The sequence below is a fragment of the Pseudoxanthomonas sp. 3HH-4 genome (assembly GCF_006716465.1).
Lineage (GTDB): Bacteria > Pseudomonadota > Gammaproteobacteria > Xanthomonadales > Xanthomonadaceae > Pseudoxanthomonas_A.
Genome location: NZ_VFPB01000001.1, coordinates 986858 through 1006299, shown reverse-complemented (window position 1 = coordinate 1006299; position 19442 = coordinate 986858). Strand labels below are relative to the sequence as shown.

Genomic DNA, 19442 nt, shown 5'->3' with positions numbered 1-19442 from the left:
TGCACGGCGGACTGCCCGCCGCCGTGCCCATCGGGTCAGGCCTGCGTGCCTTCCAGCAGTGACTTGAGCTTGTCCAGTCCCTTCTCGTAGTCCGCGCCAATCATCCGGTCGAACAACAGGCCCAGCCAGCGCTTGAACGGATTCATTCCGTGCTGGGTATCGAACGCCCACGTCAGGCGCGTGCCATTTCCTTCCGGCTCCAGCAGGTAGGCTGCCTGCGCCTGGCTGCCGTCGAAGTCGAGCGCCACCACGACGCGCCGGTGCGGCTCGCTGGCGGTGATCTCCTGGCTACCGCTGCCCACGGAACGATTGCCAGACCATCGCATGCGTGCACCGACGCCGCTGGCCGGTCCCTCGAAGGTGTACTTCGCCTGCGGGTCGTACTCTGCCCATGGCGACCAGGCACTGAAGCGTTCGAAGGAGTTGAGCGTTGCGAACACCTGCTCGGGACTGCGGTCGATCACCACGCTGCGCTCGACGTGGGTCGTCGCCGGCAGCAGCAGGCCTCCCAGCGCCAGTACCAATCCGATGGCGGCAATCGCTGCCAGTACCCACTTGAAGAACCTCATCCGCGCCCTCCTCCATTTCCGAAGGATGCAGCCTAGCCGTTCGCCCATAAAAAAACTCTCCCCCCGCTGGGCACAGGGAGAGAGTCCATGGTGTTACGGCTAATCGGGGTTGGCTTAGATCAGCGGAGCCGGGGTTGCCGGCAGCGCGACCGGGGCCGCTTTCTTCTTGGACTTCTTGGCAGGCTTCTTGGCGGCCTTCTTCGCGGCCTTCTTGGCCGGCTTCTTGGCTACTTTCTTGGCAGCCTTCTTCGCGGTCTTCTTGGCAGCCTTCTTCGCCGTCTTCTTGGCGGGCTTCTTGGCTACTTTCTTGGCCGACTTCTTGGTGGCCTTCTTCGCGGTCTTCTTGGCAGCCTTCTTCGCCGGCTTCTTGGCTACCTTCTTCGCAGCCTTCTTGGCGACCTTCTTCACTGCCTTCTTGGCCTTGGCGACCTTCTTGGCGACCTTCTTGGCAGCCTTCTTCACTGCCTTCTTCACGGTCTTCTTAGCAGCCGCCTTCTTGGTGGCCTTCTTGGCAGCCTTCTTGGCGGCCGGTTTCTTTTTCGCAGCTTTCTTCGTTGCCATGTGATGGCTCCTCGTCAATGAACTATGGATTTTTACGTCTGGTTACAGCACATCTGCCCGGAGGCAGGCCCAGCTGCAAGAAACGCCGCGGGAGTCGGACCCGTCGGCAGCCGTCGTCGCGACACGCGCGACGATGCGGATTCCCCAGGGGGCCAGGCGTGCGAAACCCGGCTCCCTACAAATACGAAAACACCCGTGTCGCCAAGCGACACGGGTGCGATGAAAGAGGTGCTTTGCGTTTTTCCGGGGGAAGCGAGGCCTGCGTCCACCGTGATCCCGGTGCGGACGATGGGCTGTGTTGTCTTTCGCGCTGTCGTGTTGATTCGACTCACTCGCTTCCGCAGGACGCTCTGCTTGGGGCGAAACCTAATCACGGTTTTTCAAGGTGTCAACACCTTCGCTCAACTTTTTTTCTCTGGTCGTCACGGCCGGACGGCGCCGGCAAGCGTGGATGGCGGCAACGACGCGCCGCCGATCGGCGCACCCGATTCGACTGATCGACATGCGCCTGAAAAAAAACATCGGTAAAACGCGCTTTTTTTTCTCCAAGGTCCTGCAACCCAAAGGTTGAAGCGACGATGCGATGCGTCCTCGACAGCTGCGCGCCACTGCCCGGGCGGGTTGAACACCGGCTAAAAAAAACTTTCGTCGAGGGCGGCCGATTTCGCGTCGCACAAGTCGGATTGCGCCGATTTGCGCAAACTTTTTTCCTTCCACCTGCGACTTCGCCGTCATCGCCGGCGCCGGAAAGTCGACGCGCCGAGGCAGCGCATCGCAGCCTCGGCGCGTCACTGCGCGTGCGCGCATCAGGCAGGTGTACCTGTCATTCCGCTTCGCCGCTCGTCGGCAACGACCTTCGGCGCGTGTCGCCCTCCACGCAACGCGACGGCGGACGCGACCCGCCTGGCGGCCGATGATCCGTCCTGGGTGGTGGTGGGGAATCCGTGGCGCCACGCAGGCGCGGGAAACGAAACGGGGAACCGGCAACGGGGAACGAAAGGTCCCATCGTTCCCGGTTCCCCGTCGGGGGACAGCCTGTACGGATGCCTCAGTTGTCGTCGTCTTCGATCAGTTCGGCATAGTCGTCGGGCGACAGCAGGTCATTGAGCTGGTCCGGCTCCTCGGCCTCGATCACGAAGATCCAGCCGTCGCCGTAGGCGTCCTCGTTGATGGTCTCCGGCTTGTCGGCCAGCGCGGCATTGACCTCCACGATCTTGCCGGTGACCGGGCTGTAGACATCGGACGCCGCCTTCACCGATTCGACCACCGCGCTGGCGTTGCCCGCTTCGATGCGGTCGCCGACGTTGGGCAGCTCGACGTAGACCAGGTCGCCGAGCAGGCCTTGCGCGTGGTCGGAGATGCCGACGGTGATGCGACCGTCACCTTCGAGGCGGGCCCATTCATGGGACTTGAGGAATTTCAGATCGCCAGGAATTTCACTCATTGGGGGCTCCGGATTGCTGCTGGGGTCGGGTAGGGAAAGATAGTTTAGCGGAGGAATGCGCGGGTGAAGAATGCCGGGGTGCGATCATTCCAGCACGCCGGGCTGGGCCTGGCCGTCGCGCACGAACGGGAACTTCACCACACGCACTGGCACCTCCTTGCCACGGATGTCCACGCGCACGCCGCCCTCGGTACCGAGCGGGATATCGCCGGCCGGCACGCGCGCGAAGGCGATGGCCTTGCCCAGCGTCGGCGAGAACGTACCGGACAGGATCTCGCCGTCGCCATGCGCGGTGAGCACCTTCTGGCCGTGGCGCAGCACACCCTTCTCGTCCATGACCAGGCCAATCATCTGCCGCGGCGCGCCGCCGGCCTTCTGTGCTTCCAGCGTGGCGCGGCCGGTGAAGGCGCGACCTTCGTCCAGCGCGACCGTCCAAGCCAGCGCCGCCTCGTACGGCGAGACCGTGTCGTCCATGTCCTGCCCGTACAGATTCATGCCCGCCTCCAGCCGCAACGTGTCGCGCGCACCCAGGCCGGCGGGCTTGACGCCCGCCTCGAGCAGCGCGTTCCAGAACGCCACGGCCTGCGCCTGCGGCAGCACGATCTCGTAGCCGTCCTCGCCGGTGTAGCCGGTGCGCGCGACGAACAGCGGCACGCCTGCGGTGCTGGTGGCGTCGGCGGCGGCGAACCGGGCCAGCTTGCCGACCTTCGCGCGATCCTCCTCGCGCAGCAGGCCGTGAACGCGCTCGCGCGCCGTCGGACCCTGCACCGCGACCATGGCGAAATCGGGACGCTCGGTCACCTGCACGTCGAAGGCGGCGGCCTGCGCGGTGATCCATGCCAGGTCTTTCTCGCGTGTTGCGGCATTCACTACCAGGCGGAAGAACGCCTCATCCAGGAAATAGATGATCAGGTCATCGATCACTCCACCTTCATCGTTCAGCATGGCGGTGTACAGCGCCTTGCCCGGCTTCTGCAGCTTGTCCACCGAGTTGGCGACCAGCTGACGCAGGAACTCCCGCGTGCGCTCGCCGCGCAGGTCGACCACGGTCATGTGGCTGACGTCGAACATGCCCGCGTCACGGCGCACCTGGTGGTGCTCTTCGATCTGGGAACCATAGTGGATCGGCATGTCCCAGCCGCCGAAGTCGACCATCTTGGCGCCGAGCGCGCGATGGGTGTCGTTGAGGATGGTCTTCTGGGTCATGGCGGCGTCCGGGCGGGCAAAGAAGCGCATTATCCCAGAACGCACCAGCAGGGTGCGCCGTCGCTACAGCCCGTAGTACGCCTCGTTGATGCAATCGACGGTGCGCGCATCCAGCACCTCGAAACGGGCATCGGGCAGGCGCAGGCGACCCGCCCAGGCGACATCCTTCAACCATTCCGTCGCCGTGTCGTGCTGGCGCACGATGGCCGCGACGCGGGCATCGTCCTGCCCCTTCACGCGACAGGTACCGAACTGTAGGTAATAGCCCGGCCGCCCACCCGCGTAGGGCACGGCATCAGTGATGCGCCATTGCGCGCGAGGCCCGTCGCGTCCCGCCAACCGGCCGGCCACCACGAAGCGCGGCACCGGCTCATCACTCTCGTCGGCGGCGGGCGAGGCCAGCACGCCGACCGAGTACTCGCACACACGGTCAGGATCCCGGGACAGGGAAACGCAACTCCCGCCCAGTTCGTCGAGCCCGTCGGGATACGGCGGCATCACCCGGCCGACGAGGTCCGCCGCCGTGACGGACAGCGTCGCCAGCACGGATATCGATCGCGCCAGCCCCGTCGCACCCATCTAGGCCTCCTGCACCTTAAGCGTCATGCCATTCACCGCGATCACCCTCACGCGCGTGCCGACCGGCAGATCGGGGCCTTCCACTGCCCAGAACGCGTCGTCGATCCTGACCCGGCCGCGTTCTCCCACGATGGCCTGGTCCAGCACGGTCACCGTGCCGACCAGCTGCTCCGCGCGGCGGTTGAGCAGTGGCTTGTCGCTCTGGCGACCCTTGCCACGGAACCACGTGCGGTAGATCTGGATGGATACGAAACTCAGCACGACGAAGGCCGCCACCTGGGCCAGCAGCGGGATGTCCGGCACCACCAGTACGCCGATGAACACCACCACGGCGGCAAAGCCCATCCACAGCATGAAGGCGCCTGGTGCCATGGTCTCAGCGGCGAACAGCAACAGTGCCACCGCCGCCCAACCCGCAACGTCCCAGCGCATGGCTCAGCCCCCCACCCGCGGCGGCGCAGCCTGCTGCTTGCCCAGGGCCTCCTTGGCCAGCTCGGCAATGCCGGCGATGGAGCCGATGATGCCGCTGCTCTCCATCGGCATCAGCACGAACTTCTGGTTGGGCGCCGTGGCCAGCTCCTTGAAGGCTTCCACGTACTTCTGCGCGATGAAGTAGTTGATCGCCTGCACGTCACCCTTCGCGATGGCGTCGCTGACCATCTGGGTGGCCTTGGCTTCCGCTTCGGCCAGGCGCTCGCGTGCCTCGGCGTCGCGGAACGCGGCTTCCTTGCGGCCCTCGGCCTCCAGCACGGCGGCCTGCTTCTCGCCCTCGGCACGCAGGATCTCGGACTGGCGCGAGCCCTCCGCTTCGAGGATCTGGGCACGCTTCTCACGTTCGGCCTTCATCTGCCGCGCCATCGAGTCGATGAGGTCGCGCGGCGGCTGGATGTCGCGGATCTCGATGCGGTTGACCTTGATGCCCCACGGATTGGTGGCCTGGTCGACCACGCTGAGCAACTGCGCGTTGATGGTTTCGCGCTGGCTCAGCGATTCATCCAGGTCCATCGAGCCGATCACCGTGCGGATGTTGGTCTGCACCAGGGCGATGGTTGCGACCTCGAGGTTGGACACCTCGTATGCCGCCTTGGCCGCGTCCAGCACCTGGAAGAACACCACCCCGTCGACCTTCACCACGGCGTTGTCCTTGGTGATCACGTCCTGGCTGGGCACATCGAGCACCTGTTCCATGACGTTCACCTTGCGGCCCACGCCATAGATGATGGGCACCAGGAAGTGCAGGCCCGGATCCAGCGTGTGGGTGTACTTGCCGAAGCGCTCCACCGTCCACTCGTAACCCTGCGGCACCATCCGCACGGTCTTGAACAGGATGATGACGCCGGCCACCAGCAGGATGATGGCCACGAAACTGGTCTCGAACATCGATGTTCCCCTCTTGGTCCCTGATGCGACCCAGTATAGACCCGTGCGCACGGCCGTCCGGGGCAGCGGCATGCCGGTGATCGATGAACTTTCCGCACGCTGCGACGGTATTGCCCTCTGCCGCATCCCTGTATGGGACGACCCGACGAATCCCCCCGCTTGAGCCGATCGCAGTTCGCCATCGACGTCCCCGACAGCCTGGTCGCCCGTGCGCGCACAGGATGCAGGGAGGCGTTCGAACAGATCTATCGACGGTTCGAGCGCCCGGTGTTCACGCTGGCGCTGCGCATCTGCGGCGACCGGGAGCAGGCGGGCGATGTGCTGCAGGACACCATGCTGAAACTGTTCCACCACCTGCCCGACTATCGCGCCGATTGCCCGTTCTGGGGTTGGCTGCGCCAGATCGCGGTGAATGAAGCGCTGCTCCGACTGCGCCGGCAGAAGCGGCTGGTGGCCGAGATCGCGGTCGACGAAGACGACCTGCCCGAAGACCAGGGCCTGCCACCCACTGCGGCAGCCGACGCCTTCCTGTTGCAGCGCGCGCTCGATGCCTTGCCGGCCGCCACCCGCAGCGTGCTGTGGCTGTACCACGCGGAGGGCTACACCCACGACGAGATCGCTGTACTGATGCAGCGCACGCCCAGCTTCTCCAAATCGCAACTTTCGCGCGGCACTCGTCGCCTGCGCGCATTGCTGCAGATCGAGGAACCCGTCCATGCCTGATGTCCGCACCCGCGATGCCGTGCCGCGTGACTGGGGAGACGCCTTTGCAGGCCTGCCGCTGGAAGCAGCACCCGCTGACAGCTGGGCGATGCTGGCTGCCCGCCTGCCTCGGCCGGTGGTGGTACAGCCCCATCGCTGGCCGCGGCGCGCGGCCATGGCCGCCGCGCTTGCGCTCGCCGTGGTGCTGCCCCTGCGATGGACGAACCCAACCACGCCTTCACCCGCGCGCCCAACCACTTCGACACATCAACCCGCCCCGCCGGCGGACAAGGATTCGCCACCTTTATATGCGGAGGCCGCGAAAGGCCTGCCCATCCCTATCGGCACGCGCGCCACGGACGCCGCAACCACGTCGTCCAAGCTCCAGCGCGGCACCCTTCCGGTCGCCCGGCAACGCGCGGCACGTCCCACCGGTGACGTCGACCCTGCGAAGGCCGCCGCGCCCCCCGCCACTGATCCGCTGGATGCGCTGTATGCCGAATCGGCACAACTGGAAGCCGTGCTGGCACGGCTGCCCGAATCGCGCATGGCCAACGCCGCCACGGAAGCGCTGTCCGCCGGACTGCAGGAGCGGGTGGCCAGCATCGACATGGCGCTGTCGCAGGCCGCCTTGCCCAACGACGCGCAGGCGCAACTGTGGCAGGCGCGCGTGGACACGCTCCGGCAGTTGACCGGCGTGGAAACCACCCAGCGCTGGCAGGTGGCACGCGGCGAACCCTATCCGCACCCCGACACCGCAATTTACTGACCCGACACCGACCCATGCCGGAGGCACGCATGAAACCCGCCCTGCTCACCGCTTCGTTGCTGATCATCGCAACGGCATCACCCCTCGACAGCCTCGCCCGCCAGGACGCGGGCTCCATGCAACAGAAGGAACTGGAAGCGGCGCGTGCCGACTTGCAACGGGCGGCCAGGCGCGTGGCCGAACTATCGCGGGGCACCGCGGCACATCCACACGCCATTCCCAGGGACAGTCCGCTGCAGCGCAAGCCACGCCTGGGCGTCCTGCTGACCGGCGATGACGACACCGGCGTGCGTATCACCGGCATCACGCCCGACAGCGGCGCGGCGAAGGCTGGCCTGCAGGCCGGCGATCGGCTGGTCGGCATCGGCGGCAAGCCGATTGCCGGCGCCAATCCTGACGAGCGCCTGGCCAACGCACGCGCGGCCCTTGCGGACTTGAAGATCGACGTGCCCGTTTCGATTTCCTACCAGCGTGACGGTCGGGACCACGAGGCCAAAGCCATTCCCATACCCCTCCGTCCCCAGTTCGCCTTCTCCACCTACCGGATGGCCGGGTCGGACGCGCTCAGTGGTCTGGATGAAGACATCACCATCACGCTCGATGATCTGCCGGTGGGCATCGCACCGGAAGTGCAGCGCGAGCTCCGGCAACTCGGCAGACTCGGGGATTGCAAGGAGCAGGAATGCAGGCTGCCGGTCCTGGCCGAAGCTTTCCGCTGGAGCGACCTGAATCTCGCCCGCGTCGACCCATCGCTGGGGCGCTACTTCGGAACCGATACCGGCGTGTTGGTGCTCTCGGTGGGGGAAGAGCTGAAGGGACTGCAGGCAGGCGACGTCATTCGCAGGATCGAAGGCAAGCCGGTGACCACGCCGCGCGACGTCATGCAGGCACTGCGTGGCAGGCCCGAACAAGCCAAGGTGTCGATCGAATACCTGCGCGACCGCCGGACGCAGACCACGACGCTGACGGTCCCCGAAGCCAGGTCGTTCCGTTTCCCCGCCATGTCGCGGATGGAAGCAAGGCCGCGCGTTGGCGCGACACCTGGCACGGCGCCGAAGGTCCTCGAAAGCCGGCGCGTGATGATCATCGACCAGGACGGCAACGTGCGCCCGTTCGAGGACGGGAAAGCCGCCCCGTTGCCGCCGCCCGCACCCCCTGTTCCACCCGCCGGAAAAACCGGCACTCTGCTCTGACCTGCACTACAACAAGAGACTCGTTGAATCCCCTGCCCTCGCATCTGCGGGGGTCTTTTTTCCAGGAAGAAAGGCACGTCCCTGTGCCGGAGAGAACGTCAGCGGACCGTGTCCGCGGTGCCGGCGTGTTCGGACGGCGCGGACTCCACCCAGTCGGTGAACACCTTGGCGATGTCCGCGTCCGGCACCGGCTTGCCGGCTTGCACATCGCCGGCCTGGGTGAACAGCGGGATGATCATGGCCATGCCATCGACCTTGGTTTTCAGGCGCAGGCCCGGCGCCTTGGACAGGAAACCGTTCCAGTGCGCCCGCACCTTGGCCCAATACCCGGCCGTGGCCTGCCAGTAGTCGCGCGCCGGTTTGAAGTCGACCTCGGTGGTCTTCACGTAGTCGTTGAAACCGAACTCGCGTGCCAACTCCACCTGTGTACCATCCGGCGTGCGCAGCACCTTGGTGTTGAACTGTTCGTGCGTCCAGCCATTCGGTGTCAACGTGTGGCGGTTGACGACCGAAAGCGCGTTGTAATCGCTGCGCTTGGTGTACTCGCGTCGCGGCAGCGGTCGCCAGCTGATATCGCTCGTCCAGGTGGCCACGCCGTGGGCGTAGTCCCAGCGGCCGGTGCCGCAGTACCGCGGCGCATCGCTGACTTCGTAGACGCACTGGGTCCAGGCACCGTGGGTCGCCTCGACCGGGACCGGACGCACGCTCCAGGTCTGGTCGGCACTGAACTCGAAGCGCGTCGGCGCCTGGTAGACCCAGTCCTGGCGCCAGTGCTTGGTGACATGGCCGCTCTTGGCGTCGACCAGGATGTGCTGCAGGACGATCTTGGTCGGCGTGTCCTCGACGACGATCACCGTCTCGTCGCCACCACTGCGCATGGCCGCCTGGCGTTCGTAGCCGGGTTGCAGCAGCACGGTTTCGTCGAAAGCGAAATCAACGATGTAGTCACCCTGCATCGCCAGGATGGACTGGCGGTCACGGGCGGGATCGGCCGCGGCAGAGGCGGCGTGGCACAGGGCAGCAATCGACAGGATGACGGCGACCGGCTTCTTCATGGTGGCTTCTCTCATTTCAATCTGACCAGCGGAACGACGTTGTCGTCCGCCTCCTTTTCATTCCGTGGATATGCGCCCACAGCGCGCACGGCTGGCGCGCAACAGCCATCGTGCAGTCCGCTTTCAAGCTCGGCGCCTTCGGCATGCGCGATGCGGCGTGCGGTGGTCACGCCGAGGGCGGACATCAACGACAGGCTCGCCGCCAGCACCGGCAGCGAGGCAGGCTGCGGCACCGCGTGCAGTTGCAGGGCGCAGGCGCGCCACTGGCCGCCCAGAAGGCGGCCGGCCAGGCGCTGCCACAGGCGATCGGCCAGTCCGGCCGTGTGCTCGTCGCGCCCTTTCGGCAACGAGGCCACCAGACGGTCCCAGGCAACGAAGTCGCTGTCCGGCAGGAGGCAAAGACGCCAGCAGCAACGTCCCTGTGCATCGAAGAACAGCAGCCGCTCATCCAGGCCATCGCTGTCGAGTCCGGCATGCGCCTGAACGCGCACCGCCTGCTGCCAGCCCGCGAGTTCGCTGCCCTGCTGCGTTGGGTACAGGCACAGCACCGGACCCAGCGCCGCCACCTGGACGACGGTAGGGAACGTATCCCGTGACGCTCCGGTGATGGAGCCCTGTAGCGCGCGCAGTGTCGCCATGGCGGCTACCAACTCACCGCCACGCTGGCCGACAGCGAGCGCCCGGACGCGGTGTAGCGGTCCAGCGTGGTGCTGTCGGCTGCGACCAGCGCGATGTCGCCCGCCTCGATGTAGGTGCGATCAGCAAGATTGAAAACACCGACATTGAACTTGGCCCCGGGCGCGAAGTCCCAGTGCGCGTACAGGTCCAGCACGCCATAGCCCGGCTGTCGGTAGTAGCGGGCATCGGACACGCGCTGCTTGCGTTCGACGAACCGGCCCGCCAGCTCCAGGCCCCAGGCATCGGCGTCGTAAGCCAGCCCGAGCGTCGCCGTGAGCGGATCCACGCTGTCCAGGTCACGGGTGACGACCTGTTCGACGGTGTTGCCGTTGCCGAGATCCACAGACTCCGGCCCCCTGCCCTTGCCCCGCGACCATGCCACCGCGCCACGCAGCGACCATCCCTGCCAGCGCTCGGACAGGGCGCCGAAATCCACGCCCGCCTTCATCTCGACGCCATGGATGCGCGCCTCGGCGATGTTCTGCGACTGGTACACGGACAATCCCGCCGGCCCCAATGTCGGGTCGAACCCGATATTGCGCATGGAGGCGATGAAATCTTCGTACTCGTTGTAGTACCCGCTCAGTTCGGCATACATCGCGTCACCCGAGTAACGCACGCCAAGCTCGAGCCCATCGCTGGTTTCCGGCTTCAGATCCGGGTTGGCGATGGCCGTATAGCCGAACTGCACGTTGGTGAAGCCGATGTTGACGTCGTTGTAGGGCGGCGAACGGAAGCCATGCGCATAGCCGCCGAACAGCGACCAGCCCGGCGCGAATTTCCACACCATGCCCAGCTTGGGCGACACGCTGGTCTCGCGGATGTCGGCCAGCGCCACGTCGGGGTTGTCGGCATCGAAGATCGCGTCATGCCGTGGATCCAGGCGGTAGTGGTCCACGCGCAGGCCCGGCACCAGGCGGAGAGCGCCCTCGGCGAAGCCGATTTCGTCCTGCACGTACAGCGCCGCCGTCGTGGTCCTGCTGACCGGGAAATCGCGCACGGGAAACACGTCCGGCGACATCACCGGCGTGCTGGCGCCTGTCAGCGGAAAGGTCCTCAGACCGTCGCGCTTCTGCCGTGTCTCGCCGCGGGCCACGTCCACGCCGTAGACGAGGTCATGCCGCACGGCATCACCGAACGCCTTGCGGAAGTTCGCCTGCAGGCCATACGTCCGCTGGTCGAAATTGAACTCGCGCTCACGGATGTCGCGCAGCGCCGGCGCCGCCAATGTGCGCTCCTCTCGCGTGTACTGGGTGGTCTCACTGTCCTGGCGATACACCTGCCAATCCAGGCTGTCGGCGAAGCCCGCCGACAGGTCGTCCCATTCATGCGCAAATGCCACCCGCGCGCGGGTCTGGTGATCGCGCGCGATGACGCGATCGTTGATGGCGCGCGTCAGCGACTGGTACCCCTGCTGGTTCAGCAGGTCGGTGTCGGCGCTGTCTTCGTTGCCTTCCACCGTCAGCTTGAAACGCTGACCTTCACCAGGCGCGAACACCAGTTTGGCCAGCAGGCTGCGGCCGTCACGCTCCTGCGGGTTCGGCAACGTGCGCGCCGCCCCCGTGCCACCGGCATCGGCCTGGTTCTCGGTCTCCTGGCCCTGGCGATGACTGACGTTGACCAGTCCGCTCCAGCGTTCGCCGCCGAACGCGGCGGTGGCATTGCCGAACAGGCCATTCCAACTGCTGTCATGACCGAGGCGGAAACCGAAGTAGGCGTCCTTGCCTTCATCCAGGTAGTCGGACGGATCCTTGGTGATGAAGGACACCACGCCGCCGAGCGCATCCGAACCGTACAGCGAACTGGACGGGCCGCGCACGATCTCGACCTGCTTCAGCATATCGAGATCCACGAAATCGCGGTTGGCATTCGAGAAGCTGCCGATGGAGAACGCATCGGACACGGCGATGCCGTCGGTCTGGATACGCACGCGATTGCCTTCCAGTCCGCGGATGCGGAAGCCCCCCAAGCCGAAACGGCCGAAGCTCGACGTGACGGTCACGCCGGGTTCGTAGCGCACCAGATCCTTGATGTCGCGGACGAGGTGATCATCCAGTTCCTCGCGATCGATGACGCTGACGGCATTCGGCACATCGGCGACCGCGCGTTCGCTGCGCGTGGCGGTGACCTGGATGCGCTCCAGTTCATGCGTGCCGGCATCGGCGGAAGCGGGCGAGGCCGCGGTGGCGTCGGGTGCGGCGTAGGCGGGCCCGGCAAAGGCCAGCCACACGGCCGCGGTGAGCAGCGTGGGGCGCATCATGGCGTACAGCATTCCTGTGGGTGGTGGAAAACCCGGAAGGCTGGCGGCCGGAGAATCCTTGGCTGGCGCCCGGTGGAGAGAGGGAGGTGATCGCAGGACGACGGCCTACGACGGGCATCGCCTGGAACGGCGACGCCGGATTGCGCAGCTACTTGGTAAGGATCAGCTTGTCGTTGCTGGTGTGGCGCAGGCGATAGAGGCGATCACCATGGCGGATCAGCACTTCGCGCTGGCCTTTGAGCAGTGCATCGCTATCCAGCGCTTCCTCGCCGCGAGGCGCAGCCTGCGGCAGGGACAGGCGCTCGCGCAGCGCCGGCGTGTCGATCGTGGGCAAGGCAGTGACGTTCGAGATCATCGGGAAGCTCCGTGGCGGAACGGAACTTGATGATAATGATTCTTATTACTGAGTCAACGGGTCCGTGCCGACTTTCATGCGTTCAATCGGCCGCCGCGGTCAGCCGGGCCCACACGGCATCGTCGTAGCGCGCCGCCAGTTCGAGCGCCGTGAGGTTTTCGCGCAGTTGCTCCGGGCGGCTGGCGCCCAGGATGACGCTGGAAACGTGCGGGTTGCGCAGGCACCAGGCGATGGCCAGCGGCGCGGGCTTTTCGCCCAGGTCGCCGGCGACCTGGGCGTACCGCCGGGCGCGCTCCCGCCTGCGTGCGCCCGCGGCGCCGAAGACCATGCGCTGGAGTTCCTCGTGCCCGGGCTGGCCGAGTCGCGTGTCCGCGGCTACGCCAGCGTCGTACTTGCCGGTCAGCAGACCGGACGCCAGGGGCGACCAGGTGGTGGTTCCCAGTCCGAGTTCTGCGTACAGCGGCGCATATTCCAGTTCCACCCGCTGCCGATGAAGCAGGTTGTACTGGGGCTGTTCCATGGTCGGCCCGTGCAGATGATGCCGGCGCGCAATCGTGGCGGCCTCGCGGATGCGCGCGGCCGGCCATTCCGACGTGCCCCAGTACAACACCTTGCCCTGTCGCACCAACGTATCCATCGCCCACACCGTTTCCTCGACCGGCGTGTCCGGGTCGGGACGGTGGCAGTAGTACAGGTCCAGGTAGTCGACCTGCAGCCGTCGCAGGGCGGCGTGACAGCCTTCGACCACATGTTTGCGCGACAGTCCGCGCTGGGTCGGGCGCGGATTATCCACGGCACCGAAGCAGACCTTGCTCGATACGCAGTAACCGTCACGTGGCAGGTCCAAGTCGTGCAACACCTCGCCCATGACGCGCTCGGCTTCGCCATGGCCGTACACCTCGGCGTTGTCGAAGAAGTTGATCCCCTGGTCCCAGGCCAGCGCGATCAGTTCGCGCGCCTCTGCGCGTCCGACCTGTTGCCCGAAGGTCAACCAGGCACCAAAGGACAGTGCTGAGATCTGCAGGCCAGAATTGCCCAAGCGTCGGTAGTGCATGGCGTGCTCCGGTGACAACGCCCCATCCTAGCGCCGTTCGGCCGGGTGACCACGCGATGCCCCGGACAAATGAGAATGACTCCGCCGCGGCGGGCGGCGCCTCCGTACAATGCGCGCACTTTCCTCCTCCGGGGAGTAGCCCACCCGTCCTGACGGGGTCCGCGCGTCAACACACTTGGTCGCCGACCATGGTGCGCGGGACGAAGCGATCCGCTTCGCCGGGCAAGACCGAAGGCAGGCGTCGCGCTTACCCGGGCCGGGCAGTGCGTCGTTTGCCTTCGCGCTCGACGCGAATGCCTGGCCCCGGAGTCGTAGATGCTGTCCCTGCATGCCCTGCTGGTCTCCACCGGCACCGTCACCTTGGCCGAAATCGGCGACAAGACCCAGTTGCTCGCCCTGTTGCTGGCAGCGCGTTACCGCAAGCCATGGCCGATAGCGCTGGGCATCCTCGTCGCCACGCTGGTCAACCATGCGATCTCGGCGTGGCTGGGCGCGGAACTGACCGAATGGCTGTCGCCCGAGGTGCTGCGCTGGGTCGTTGCGGCGAGCTTCCTGGCCGTGGCCCTGTGGACGCTCAAACCCGACACGTTGGAAGACGAAGCCGACAACCTCCCGGCCCGCGGCGCCTTCGTGGCAACCACTGTAGCCTTCTTCCTGGCCGAGATCGGCGACAAGACCCAGGTGGCCACCGTCCTGCTGGCCACCCGGTACGACCCGATGTGGCAGGTCATCGCCGGCACCACGATCGGCATGTTGCTGGCCAACCTGCCGGTGGTATGGCTGGGCCACCGCTTTGCTGACCGGCTGCCGCTGAAGCTGGCCCGCAGCCTGGCGGCGGCGGTATTCCTCGCCTTGGCCGTGTGGGTCGCCGTGCGGGGCGTTGGCTGAACAACCGGGGCCGGGCCGGGCGCTGCTAGACTCCGCGGTCAGAACAATATGCAAGGTCTGGGGGAATACATGCTGGAAGTCTTGGGGCGGATCGGCTTCGGCCTGTTCGGTCTGGCGGTGCTGATCGGCATCGTCTGGCTGTTTTCCAACAACCGGAAGGCCATCGACTGGAAACTGGTCGCCACCGGCATCACCCTGCAGATCGCCTTCGCCGCCGTGGTGCTGCTGGTACCGGGTGGGCGCGAAGTGTTCGATGCGCTGGGCCACGGCTTCGTGAAGATCCTGAGCTTCGTCAATGCCGGTTCCAGCTTCATCTTCGGCAGCCTGATGAACACCGAAACCTACGGTTTCATCTTCGCCTTCCAGGTGCTTCCCACCATCATCTTCTTCGCCGCGCTGATGGGCGTGCTGTACCACCTCGGCGTGATGCAGTTCATCGTGCGGATCATGGCGCTGGCGATCACCAAGGTGATGAAGGTGTCGGGCGCGGAAACCACCAGCGTCTGCGCCAGCGTCTTCATCGGCCAGACCGAGGCGCCGCTGACGGTGCGCCCGTATATCCCGAAGATGACCGAGTCCGAGCTGATCACGATGATGATCGGCGGCATGGCCCACATCGCCGGCGGTGTGCTGGCGGCCTACGTGGGGATGCTGGGCGGGGGTGACGCCGAGCAGCAGGCGTTCTACGCCAAGCATCTGCTCGCCGCCAGCATCATGGCCGCCCCGGCCACACTGGTCGTCGCCAAATTGCTGATCCCGGAAACCGGCACGCCGCTGACCCGCGGCACGGTGAAGATGGAAGTGGAGAAGACCTCCAGCAACATCATCGATGCAGCCGCCGCCGGCGCAGGCGATGGCCTGCGGCTGGCGTTGAACATCGGCGCGATGCTGCTCGCCTTCATCGCCCTGATCGCGCTGCTCAACTGGCCGCTGACATGGTTCGGTGAAGCCACCGGCTTGGCTGCGGCGATCGGCAAGCCGACCGACCTGGCCACGATCTTCGGCTACCTGCTGGCCCCCATCGCGTGGGTGATCGGTGTGCCGTGGCAGGATGCGACCACGGTCGCCTCGCTGATCGGCCAGAAGGTCGTCATCAACGAGTTCGTCGCTTACCTGCAGCTGGCCGACATCGTCAACGGCAAGGTCCCGGGCGTGACGCTGTCGGAAGAAGGCAAGCTGATCGCCACCTATGCGCTGTGCGGCTTCGCCAACTTCAGCTCGATCGCCATCCAGATCGGCGGCATCGGCGGGCTTGCACCCGAGCGGCGCTCGGACCTGGCGCGCTTCGGCCTGCGCGCCGTGCTGGGCGGCACCATTGCCACGCTGATGACGGCCACCATCGCCGGCGTGCTTTCGAACTTCGGCTGATCCGGCCCGGGCGGCCGACGGCCGCCCCGCTCCTTCCGTTTACGTTTCCCTCCCGTGACCGTGGCGCTGCTGCGGTCCGGACTGCAGGTACCGCACCATGAACACGCCATCATCCTCCGCTTCCCGCGTCGTCGTCGTGGGCTCCTTCAATGTCGACCACGTATGGCGCTGCGATACCCTGCCGAATGCCGGCGCAACCATCGCCGGGCGCTATGCCAGCGGTCCGGGCGGAAAAGGCTTCAATCAGGCCATGGCGGCGGCCCGCGCGGGCGCCTCCACCACCTTCGTCTGTGCCTTGGGCAACGATGCAGGCGGCACGCTCGCGCGTGAACTGGCGGCACACAACGGTATGGACCTGCGCGCGCAGGCCACCGACGAACCCACCGGTACGGCCGGCATCTATGTGGATGGGCACGGCCGCAACATGATCGTCATCGGTGCCGGCGCCAACGCGGCGCTCGATACCGCATTCGTGGCGCAACAGGATTCAGCGTTTGCGAACTCCGCCGTCGTGCTCGTGCAGCTGGAATCACCCACGGACGCCGTGCTGTCGGCCCTGCAGGCCGCACGCCAACATGGTGCGATGACGGTACTGAATCCCGCGCCCGCGAATGCCGCCACCACGACCGATCTGCTGTCGCATGCGGACATCGTCACGCCCAACGAAACCGAATTCGCCGCCCTGCTGGCGCGCCACCTGGGCGAGCGCATCAGTGCCGACGATGTCGCCACGCTGGATGGCGTGACCCTGCACCAGCATTGCCGCCTGCTGTTGCCGCACGGCATCGTCATCGTCACGCTGGGCGCCACCGGCGTCTACGTATCGCACCCCGACGAGCAACTGCGCGGCGATGCGCGTGCGCACTACCGGGTGGCGGCGGAGAACGCCAATGCCATCGACACCACCGGCGCCGGTGATGCCTTCAACGGCGCGCTCGCCGCATCGCTCGCGGCGGGCGGGTCGCCGGTATTCGCTGACCACGTTCGCTTCGCAAACCGCTACGCGGCCCTTTCGACTGAAAGGAACGGAGCGGCACTGGCCATGCCGTTGTTGAGCGAGATGCAGGCACGCTTCGACACGGTGTCTGGTTGAACAAGGGTTCCGGTCGGGAGTTGCGCCGGATGGCCGCCGTGGACACCCCTAGCTACTGATAACCATTCTCATTTAAAATGGACGGGTCCGATATCCCAGACCTGTCCCCCATGCCCCTTCCGCTTCGTCTGAGCCTGCTTTCGCTCGCCCTCTCATCTGTCCTGAGCCCCATCGCCGTTGCGCAGTCGAATGACGCTGTCAAACTCGACCGCGTGACGGTCTCGGCCAGTACCAGCCGCATTCCGGATTCGGCCGCGGCACTGCCGAATACCATCACCATCATCGATCGCCAGCAGTTGGATCAGCAGCTGGCGCTCACGCAGGACCTGTCCCAGGTCCTCGCCAACTTGATTCCGGCATTCACGCCTTCACGCCAGAAGCTGACCAACGCCGGTGAGAACCTGCGCGGCCGCAAGCCGCTGTATCTGGTCGACGGCGTACCGCAGTCGACGCCATTGCGCGAAGGCGGACGCGACGGTCACACCATCGACCCGGCGATGATCGAGCGGATCGAAGTGATCCACGGCGCCAATGCGTTGCAGGGCCTGGGCGCCTCCGGCGGCATCATCAACATCATCACCAAGCGCGCGCCCCGCAAGGACGGCGAGACGTTCCACGATGTCAGCGTCAGCGCAAGCGTGGCGGTCCCCCGCGAAGACGACAGCGCGGGCTACAAGGCGTCCTACGTCTTCGGCACGCGCAACGGCGACGTCGACTTCGTCGGCGGCGCATCCCTGGCCAGCGAAGGACTCTATTACGACGGCGATGGCCGGGCGATCGCCGTCAACGACGTCCAGGGCGACCTGATGGACGCGCGCAGCCACAACCTGTTCGCCAAGGTCGGCTGGAACCTCGACGACCGGCGCCGGCTGCAGGTCAGCGCCAACCACTACGAACTGCAGGGCAACAACGACTACCGCACCGTGCCGGGCAACATCGCCACCGGCCAGCTGGCCACGTCCGCGCCCGGCGGCAGCGAAGGCGAAGGCGCCCGCAACCGCTCGACATCGGTGGTGCTGGATTACACCGATCATGACCTGGCCGGCGGCTTCCTGCAGACGCAGCTGTACTGGGTGGATTTCAAGGCCCTCTACGGCGGCAGCTACTGGGGCGACTTCTGGGGCGACGGGCGCGACCCGGACTGGTACGACCAGTCGCAGAATGCGTCGGAGAAACTCGGCGGCAAGTTCAGCTGGTCGCGCGGCGACCTGTTCGGAATGGACCTGCGGGCCACGTTCGGGCTCGACCTGGCCCGCGACAGCACCTACCAGGAGCTGGTCTACGCGCAGATCGACTGGGTGCCTGAAACGACCTACGAATTAGTCTCGCCCTTCGTGCAGGCGGAATGGCGGTTCGCCGACGCCTGGCTGCTGACGGGCGGCCTTCGGCATGAGCGCGGCGAACTGCAAGTGGACGACTACCTGACCATCCCCGACCAGCGCACCGTGCCGGCCGGCGTGAAGGGCACGCGCTATCTGGTCACCGGCGGCACCACCAAAACCACCGAGACCCTGCCGAACCTGGGTCTGGTGTGGGAAGCCACCGACGCGCTCAAGCTGTACGCGTCCTACGCCGAAGGCTACACCGTGGCCGACATCGGTCGCGTGCTGCGTGGCATCACCGCGGCCGGCCAGCGGGTGGACAACCTGGTCGACCTGCAGCCGGTCATCGCCGACAACCAGGAGATCGGCCTGGATTACGACGACGGCCGCTGGCTGGTGCACCTGGCCCTGTACCGCTCCGACTCCGACCTGGGCTCGCGCCTGGCCTTCGATACCGCGACGCAGACGTATGCGGTGGTCCGCGAACGGACCGAGATCAAGGGCTTCGATGGCAGCCTGTCGTATCGCTTCAGCGACGGCATGCGCGCGGGCCTGGCCTACGCGCGCAGCGAAGGGCGCTACGACAGCAATGCCGATGGCCGCGTCGACAGCGATCTCCCGGGCATCAATATCAGTCCGGACCGGGTCACCGCGTTCTGGGAGGCATCGTTCACGCCCTCGGTGGACGTACGCCTGCAGGCGAGCAAGGCGCTGGATCGCGAATTCGACCTGCGCGGCACCCCGGTGGCCGACTTCGACGGTTACACCACGGTGGATCTGCTCACCCGCATCAAGCTGCCCGTCGGCACGCTGAGCGTGGGCGTGGAGAACCTCTTCTCGGAGCAGTACGTCACCTACTACTCGCAGAGCACGCCACGCAACGACACCTACACCGCCGGACGCGGGCGCGTGCTCACGGTGGGCTGGTCCCACCGCTTCTGACGCGCCTCGCCAACGCCCCGCATG

At 66.2% G+C, this 19442-nt stretch carries 20 protein-coding genes; 8 read left to right on the top strand and 12 right to left on the bottom strand.

The window, feature by feature from the left end; translation table 11 throughout:
- Positions 1-35: 35 nt before the first annotated feature.
- Together FB548_RS04500 and FB548_RS04495 are read right to left on the bottom strand one after the other, a co-directional pair.
- The gene (locus FB548_RS04500; protein WP_185741974.1) at positions 36-569 is read right to left on the bottom strand and encodes an SRPBCC family protein; all 534 of its coding nucleotides are present in this window, start codon (positions 567-569) and stop codon (positions 36-38) included.
- A 114-nt stretch (positions 570-683) separates the two neighbouring features.
- A complete protein-coding gene (locus FB548_RS04495) occupies positions 684-1130 on the bottom strand; it encodes a histone (RefSeq protein WP_142123522.1) in 447 nt (148 codons plus the stop codon).
- A gap of 385 nt (positions 1131-1515) precedes the next feature.
- On the opposite strand from FB548_RS04495, the gene FB548_RS04490 reads away from it, so the two are divergent.
- The gene (locus tag FB548_RS04490) at positions 1516-1701 is read left to right on the top strand and encodes a hypothetical protein (protein WP_142123521.1); all 186 of its coding nucleotides are present in this window, start codon (positions 1516-1518) and stop codon (positions 1699-1701) included.
- A 477-nt stretch (positions 1702-2178) separates the two neighbouring features.
- On the opposite strand, the gene gcvH is transcribed toward FB548_RS04490, so the two are convergent.
- The 5 genes from gcvH to FB548_RS04465 all read right to left on the bottom strand — a co-directional run bounded on the left by gcvH (position 2179) and on the right by FB548_RS04465 (position 5739).
- Positions 2179-2574 carry a glycine cleavage system protein GcvH gene (gene gcvH, locus FB548_RS04485; protein ID WP_142123520.1) on the bottom strand — a complete coding sequence of 132 codons (396 nt, stop codon included), beginning with the start codon at positions 2572-2574 and terminating at the stop codon, positions 2179-2181.
- An 84-nt stretch (positions 2575-2658) separates the two neighbouring features.
- Positions 2659-3780 (bottom strand): glycine cleavage system aminomethyltransferase GcvT, encoded by a 1122-nt coding sequence (gcvT, locus tag FB548_RS04480; RefSeq protein ID WP_142123519.1) that lies wholly within the window; start codon positions 3778-3780, stop codon positions 2659-2661.
- 63 nt (positions 3781-3843) lie between these two features.
- Positions 3844-4359, bottom strand: coding sequence for a hypothetical protein (locus FB548_RS04475; protein WP_142123518.1), 516 nt, complete (start codon positions 4357-4359; stop codon positions 3844-3846).
- Positions 4360-4791: an NfeD family protein gene (locus FB548_RS04470; protein WP_142123517.1), complete on the bottom strand. Its 432-nt coding sequence runs from the start codon at positions 4789-4791 to the stop codon at positions 4360-4362.
- Between the two features lie 3 nt (positions 4792-4794).
- Positions 4795-5739, bottom strand: a complete 945-nt coding sequence (locus FB548_RS04465) for an SPFH domain-containing protein (protein ID WP_142123516.1) — start codon at positions 5737-5739, stop codon at positions 4795-4797.
- Positions 5740-5898: 159 nt separating this feature from the next.
- Here FB548_RS04465 and FB548_RS04460 point away from each other — a divergent pair, with 159 nt between their 5' ends.
- The 3 genes from FB548_RS04460 to FB548_RS04450 are packed head-to-tail and all read left to right on the top strand — an operon-like array spanning position 5899 to position 8403.
- Positions 5899-6462 carry a sigma-70 family RNA polymerase sigma factor gene (locus FB548_RS04460; protein ID WP_255470304.1) on the top strand — a complete coding sequence of 188 codons (564 nt, stop codon included), beginning with the start codon at positions 5899-5901 and terminating at the stop codon, positions 6460-6462.
- Entirely contained in the window at positions 6455-7210 is a 756-nt protein-coding gene (locus FB548_RS04455; protein ID WP_142123514.1) for a hypothetical protein, read from the top strand. Before FB548_RS04460 ends, FB548_RS04455 begins: the two co-directional genes overlap by 8 nt.
- Positions 7211-7239: 29 nt before the next feature.
- The gene (locus FB548_RS04450) at positions 7240-8403 is read left to right on the top strand and encodes a PDZ domain-containing protein (protein ID WP_185741973.1); all 1164 of its coding nucleotides are present in this window, start codon (positions 7240-7242) and stop codon (positions 8401-8403) included.
- A gap of 98 nt (positions 8404-8501) precedes the next feature.
- Here the strand turns inward: FB548_RS04450 and FB548_RS04445 are convergent, their stop codons facing one another.
- The 5 genes from FB548_RS04445 to FB548_RS04425 all read right to left on the bottom strand — a co-directional run bounded on the left by FB548_RS04445 (position 8502) and on the right by FB548_RS04425 (position 13805).
- Positions 8502-9458, bottom strand: coding sequence for a DUF6607 family protein (locus tag FB548_RS04445; RefSeq protein ID WP_142123512.1), 957 nt, complete (start codon positions 9456-9458; stop codon positions 8502-8504).
- 11 nt (positions 9459-9469) lie between these two features.
- Positions 9470-10096, bottom strand: coding sequence for a Hemin transport protein (locus FB548_RS04440; protein WP_142123511.1), 627 nt, complete (start codon positions 10094-10096; stop codon positions 9470-9472).
- Between the two features lie 5 nt (positions 10097-10101).
- Entirely contained in the window at positions 10102-12396 is a 2295-nt protein-coding gene (locus tag FB548_RS04435) for a TonB-dependent hemoglobin/transferrin/lactoferrin family receptor (protein ID WP_142123510.1), read from the bottom strand.
- A gap of 148 nt (positions 12397-12544) precedes the next feature.
- Positions 12545-12751, bottom strand: a complete 207-nt coding sequence (locus tag FB548_RS04430) for a hemin uptake protein HemP (protein ID WP_142123509.1) — start codon at positions 12749-12751, stop codon at positions 12545-12547.
- 82 nt (positions 12752-12833) lie between these two features.
- Complete coding sequence (locus FB548_RS04425) at positions 12834-13805, bottom strand: aldo/keto reductase (RefSeq protein WP_142123508.1); 972 nt, start codon at positions 13803-13805, stop codon at positions 12834-12836.
- 315 nt (positions 13806-14120) lie between these two features.
- Between FB548_RS04425 and FB548_RS04420 the strand changes: the two genes are divergently transcribed.
- The 4 genes from FB548_RS04420 to FB548_RS04405 all read left to right on the top strand — a co-directional run bounded on the left by FB548_RS04420 (position 14121) and on the right by FB548_RS04405 (position 19418).
- A complete protein-coding gene (locus tag FB548_RS04420) occupies positions 14121-14693 on the top strand; it encodes a TMEM165/GDT1 family protein (protein ID WP_221625910.1) in 573 nt (190 codons plus the stop codon).
- Positions 14694-14762: 69 nt separating this feature from the next.
- Complete coding sequence (locus tag FB548_RS04415; RefSeq protein WP_142123507.1) at positions 14763-16061, top strand: nucleoside transporter C-terminal domain-containing protein; 1299 nt, start codon at positions 14763-14765, stop codon at positions 16059-16061.
- Between the two features lie 97 nt (positions 16062-16158).
- The gene (locus tag FB548_RS04410; RefSeq protein WP_142123506.1) at positions 16159-17154 is read left to right on the top strand and encodes a ribokinase; all 996 of its coding nucleotides are present in this window, start codon (positions 16159-16161) and stop codon (positions 17152-17154) included.
- 110 nt (positions 17155-17264) lie between these two features.
- Complete coding sequence (locus FB548_RS04405) at positions 17265-19418, top strand: TonB-dependent receptor (protein ID WP_185741972.1); 2154 nt, start codon at positions 17265-17267, stop codon at positions 19416-19418.
- Positions 19419-19442 lie beyond the last annotated feature (24 nt).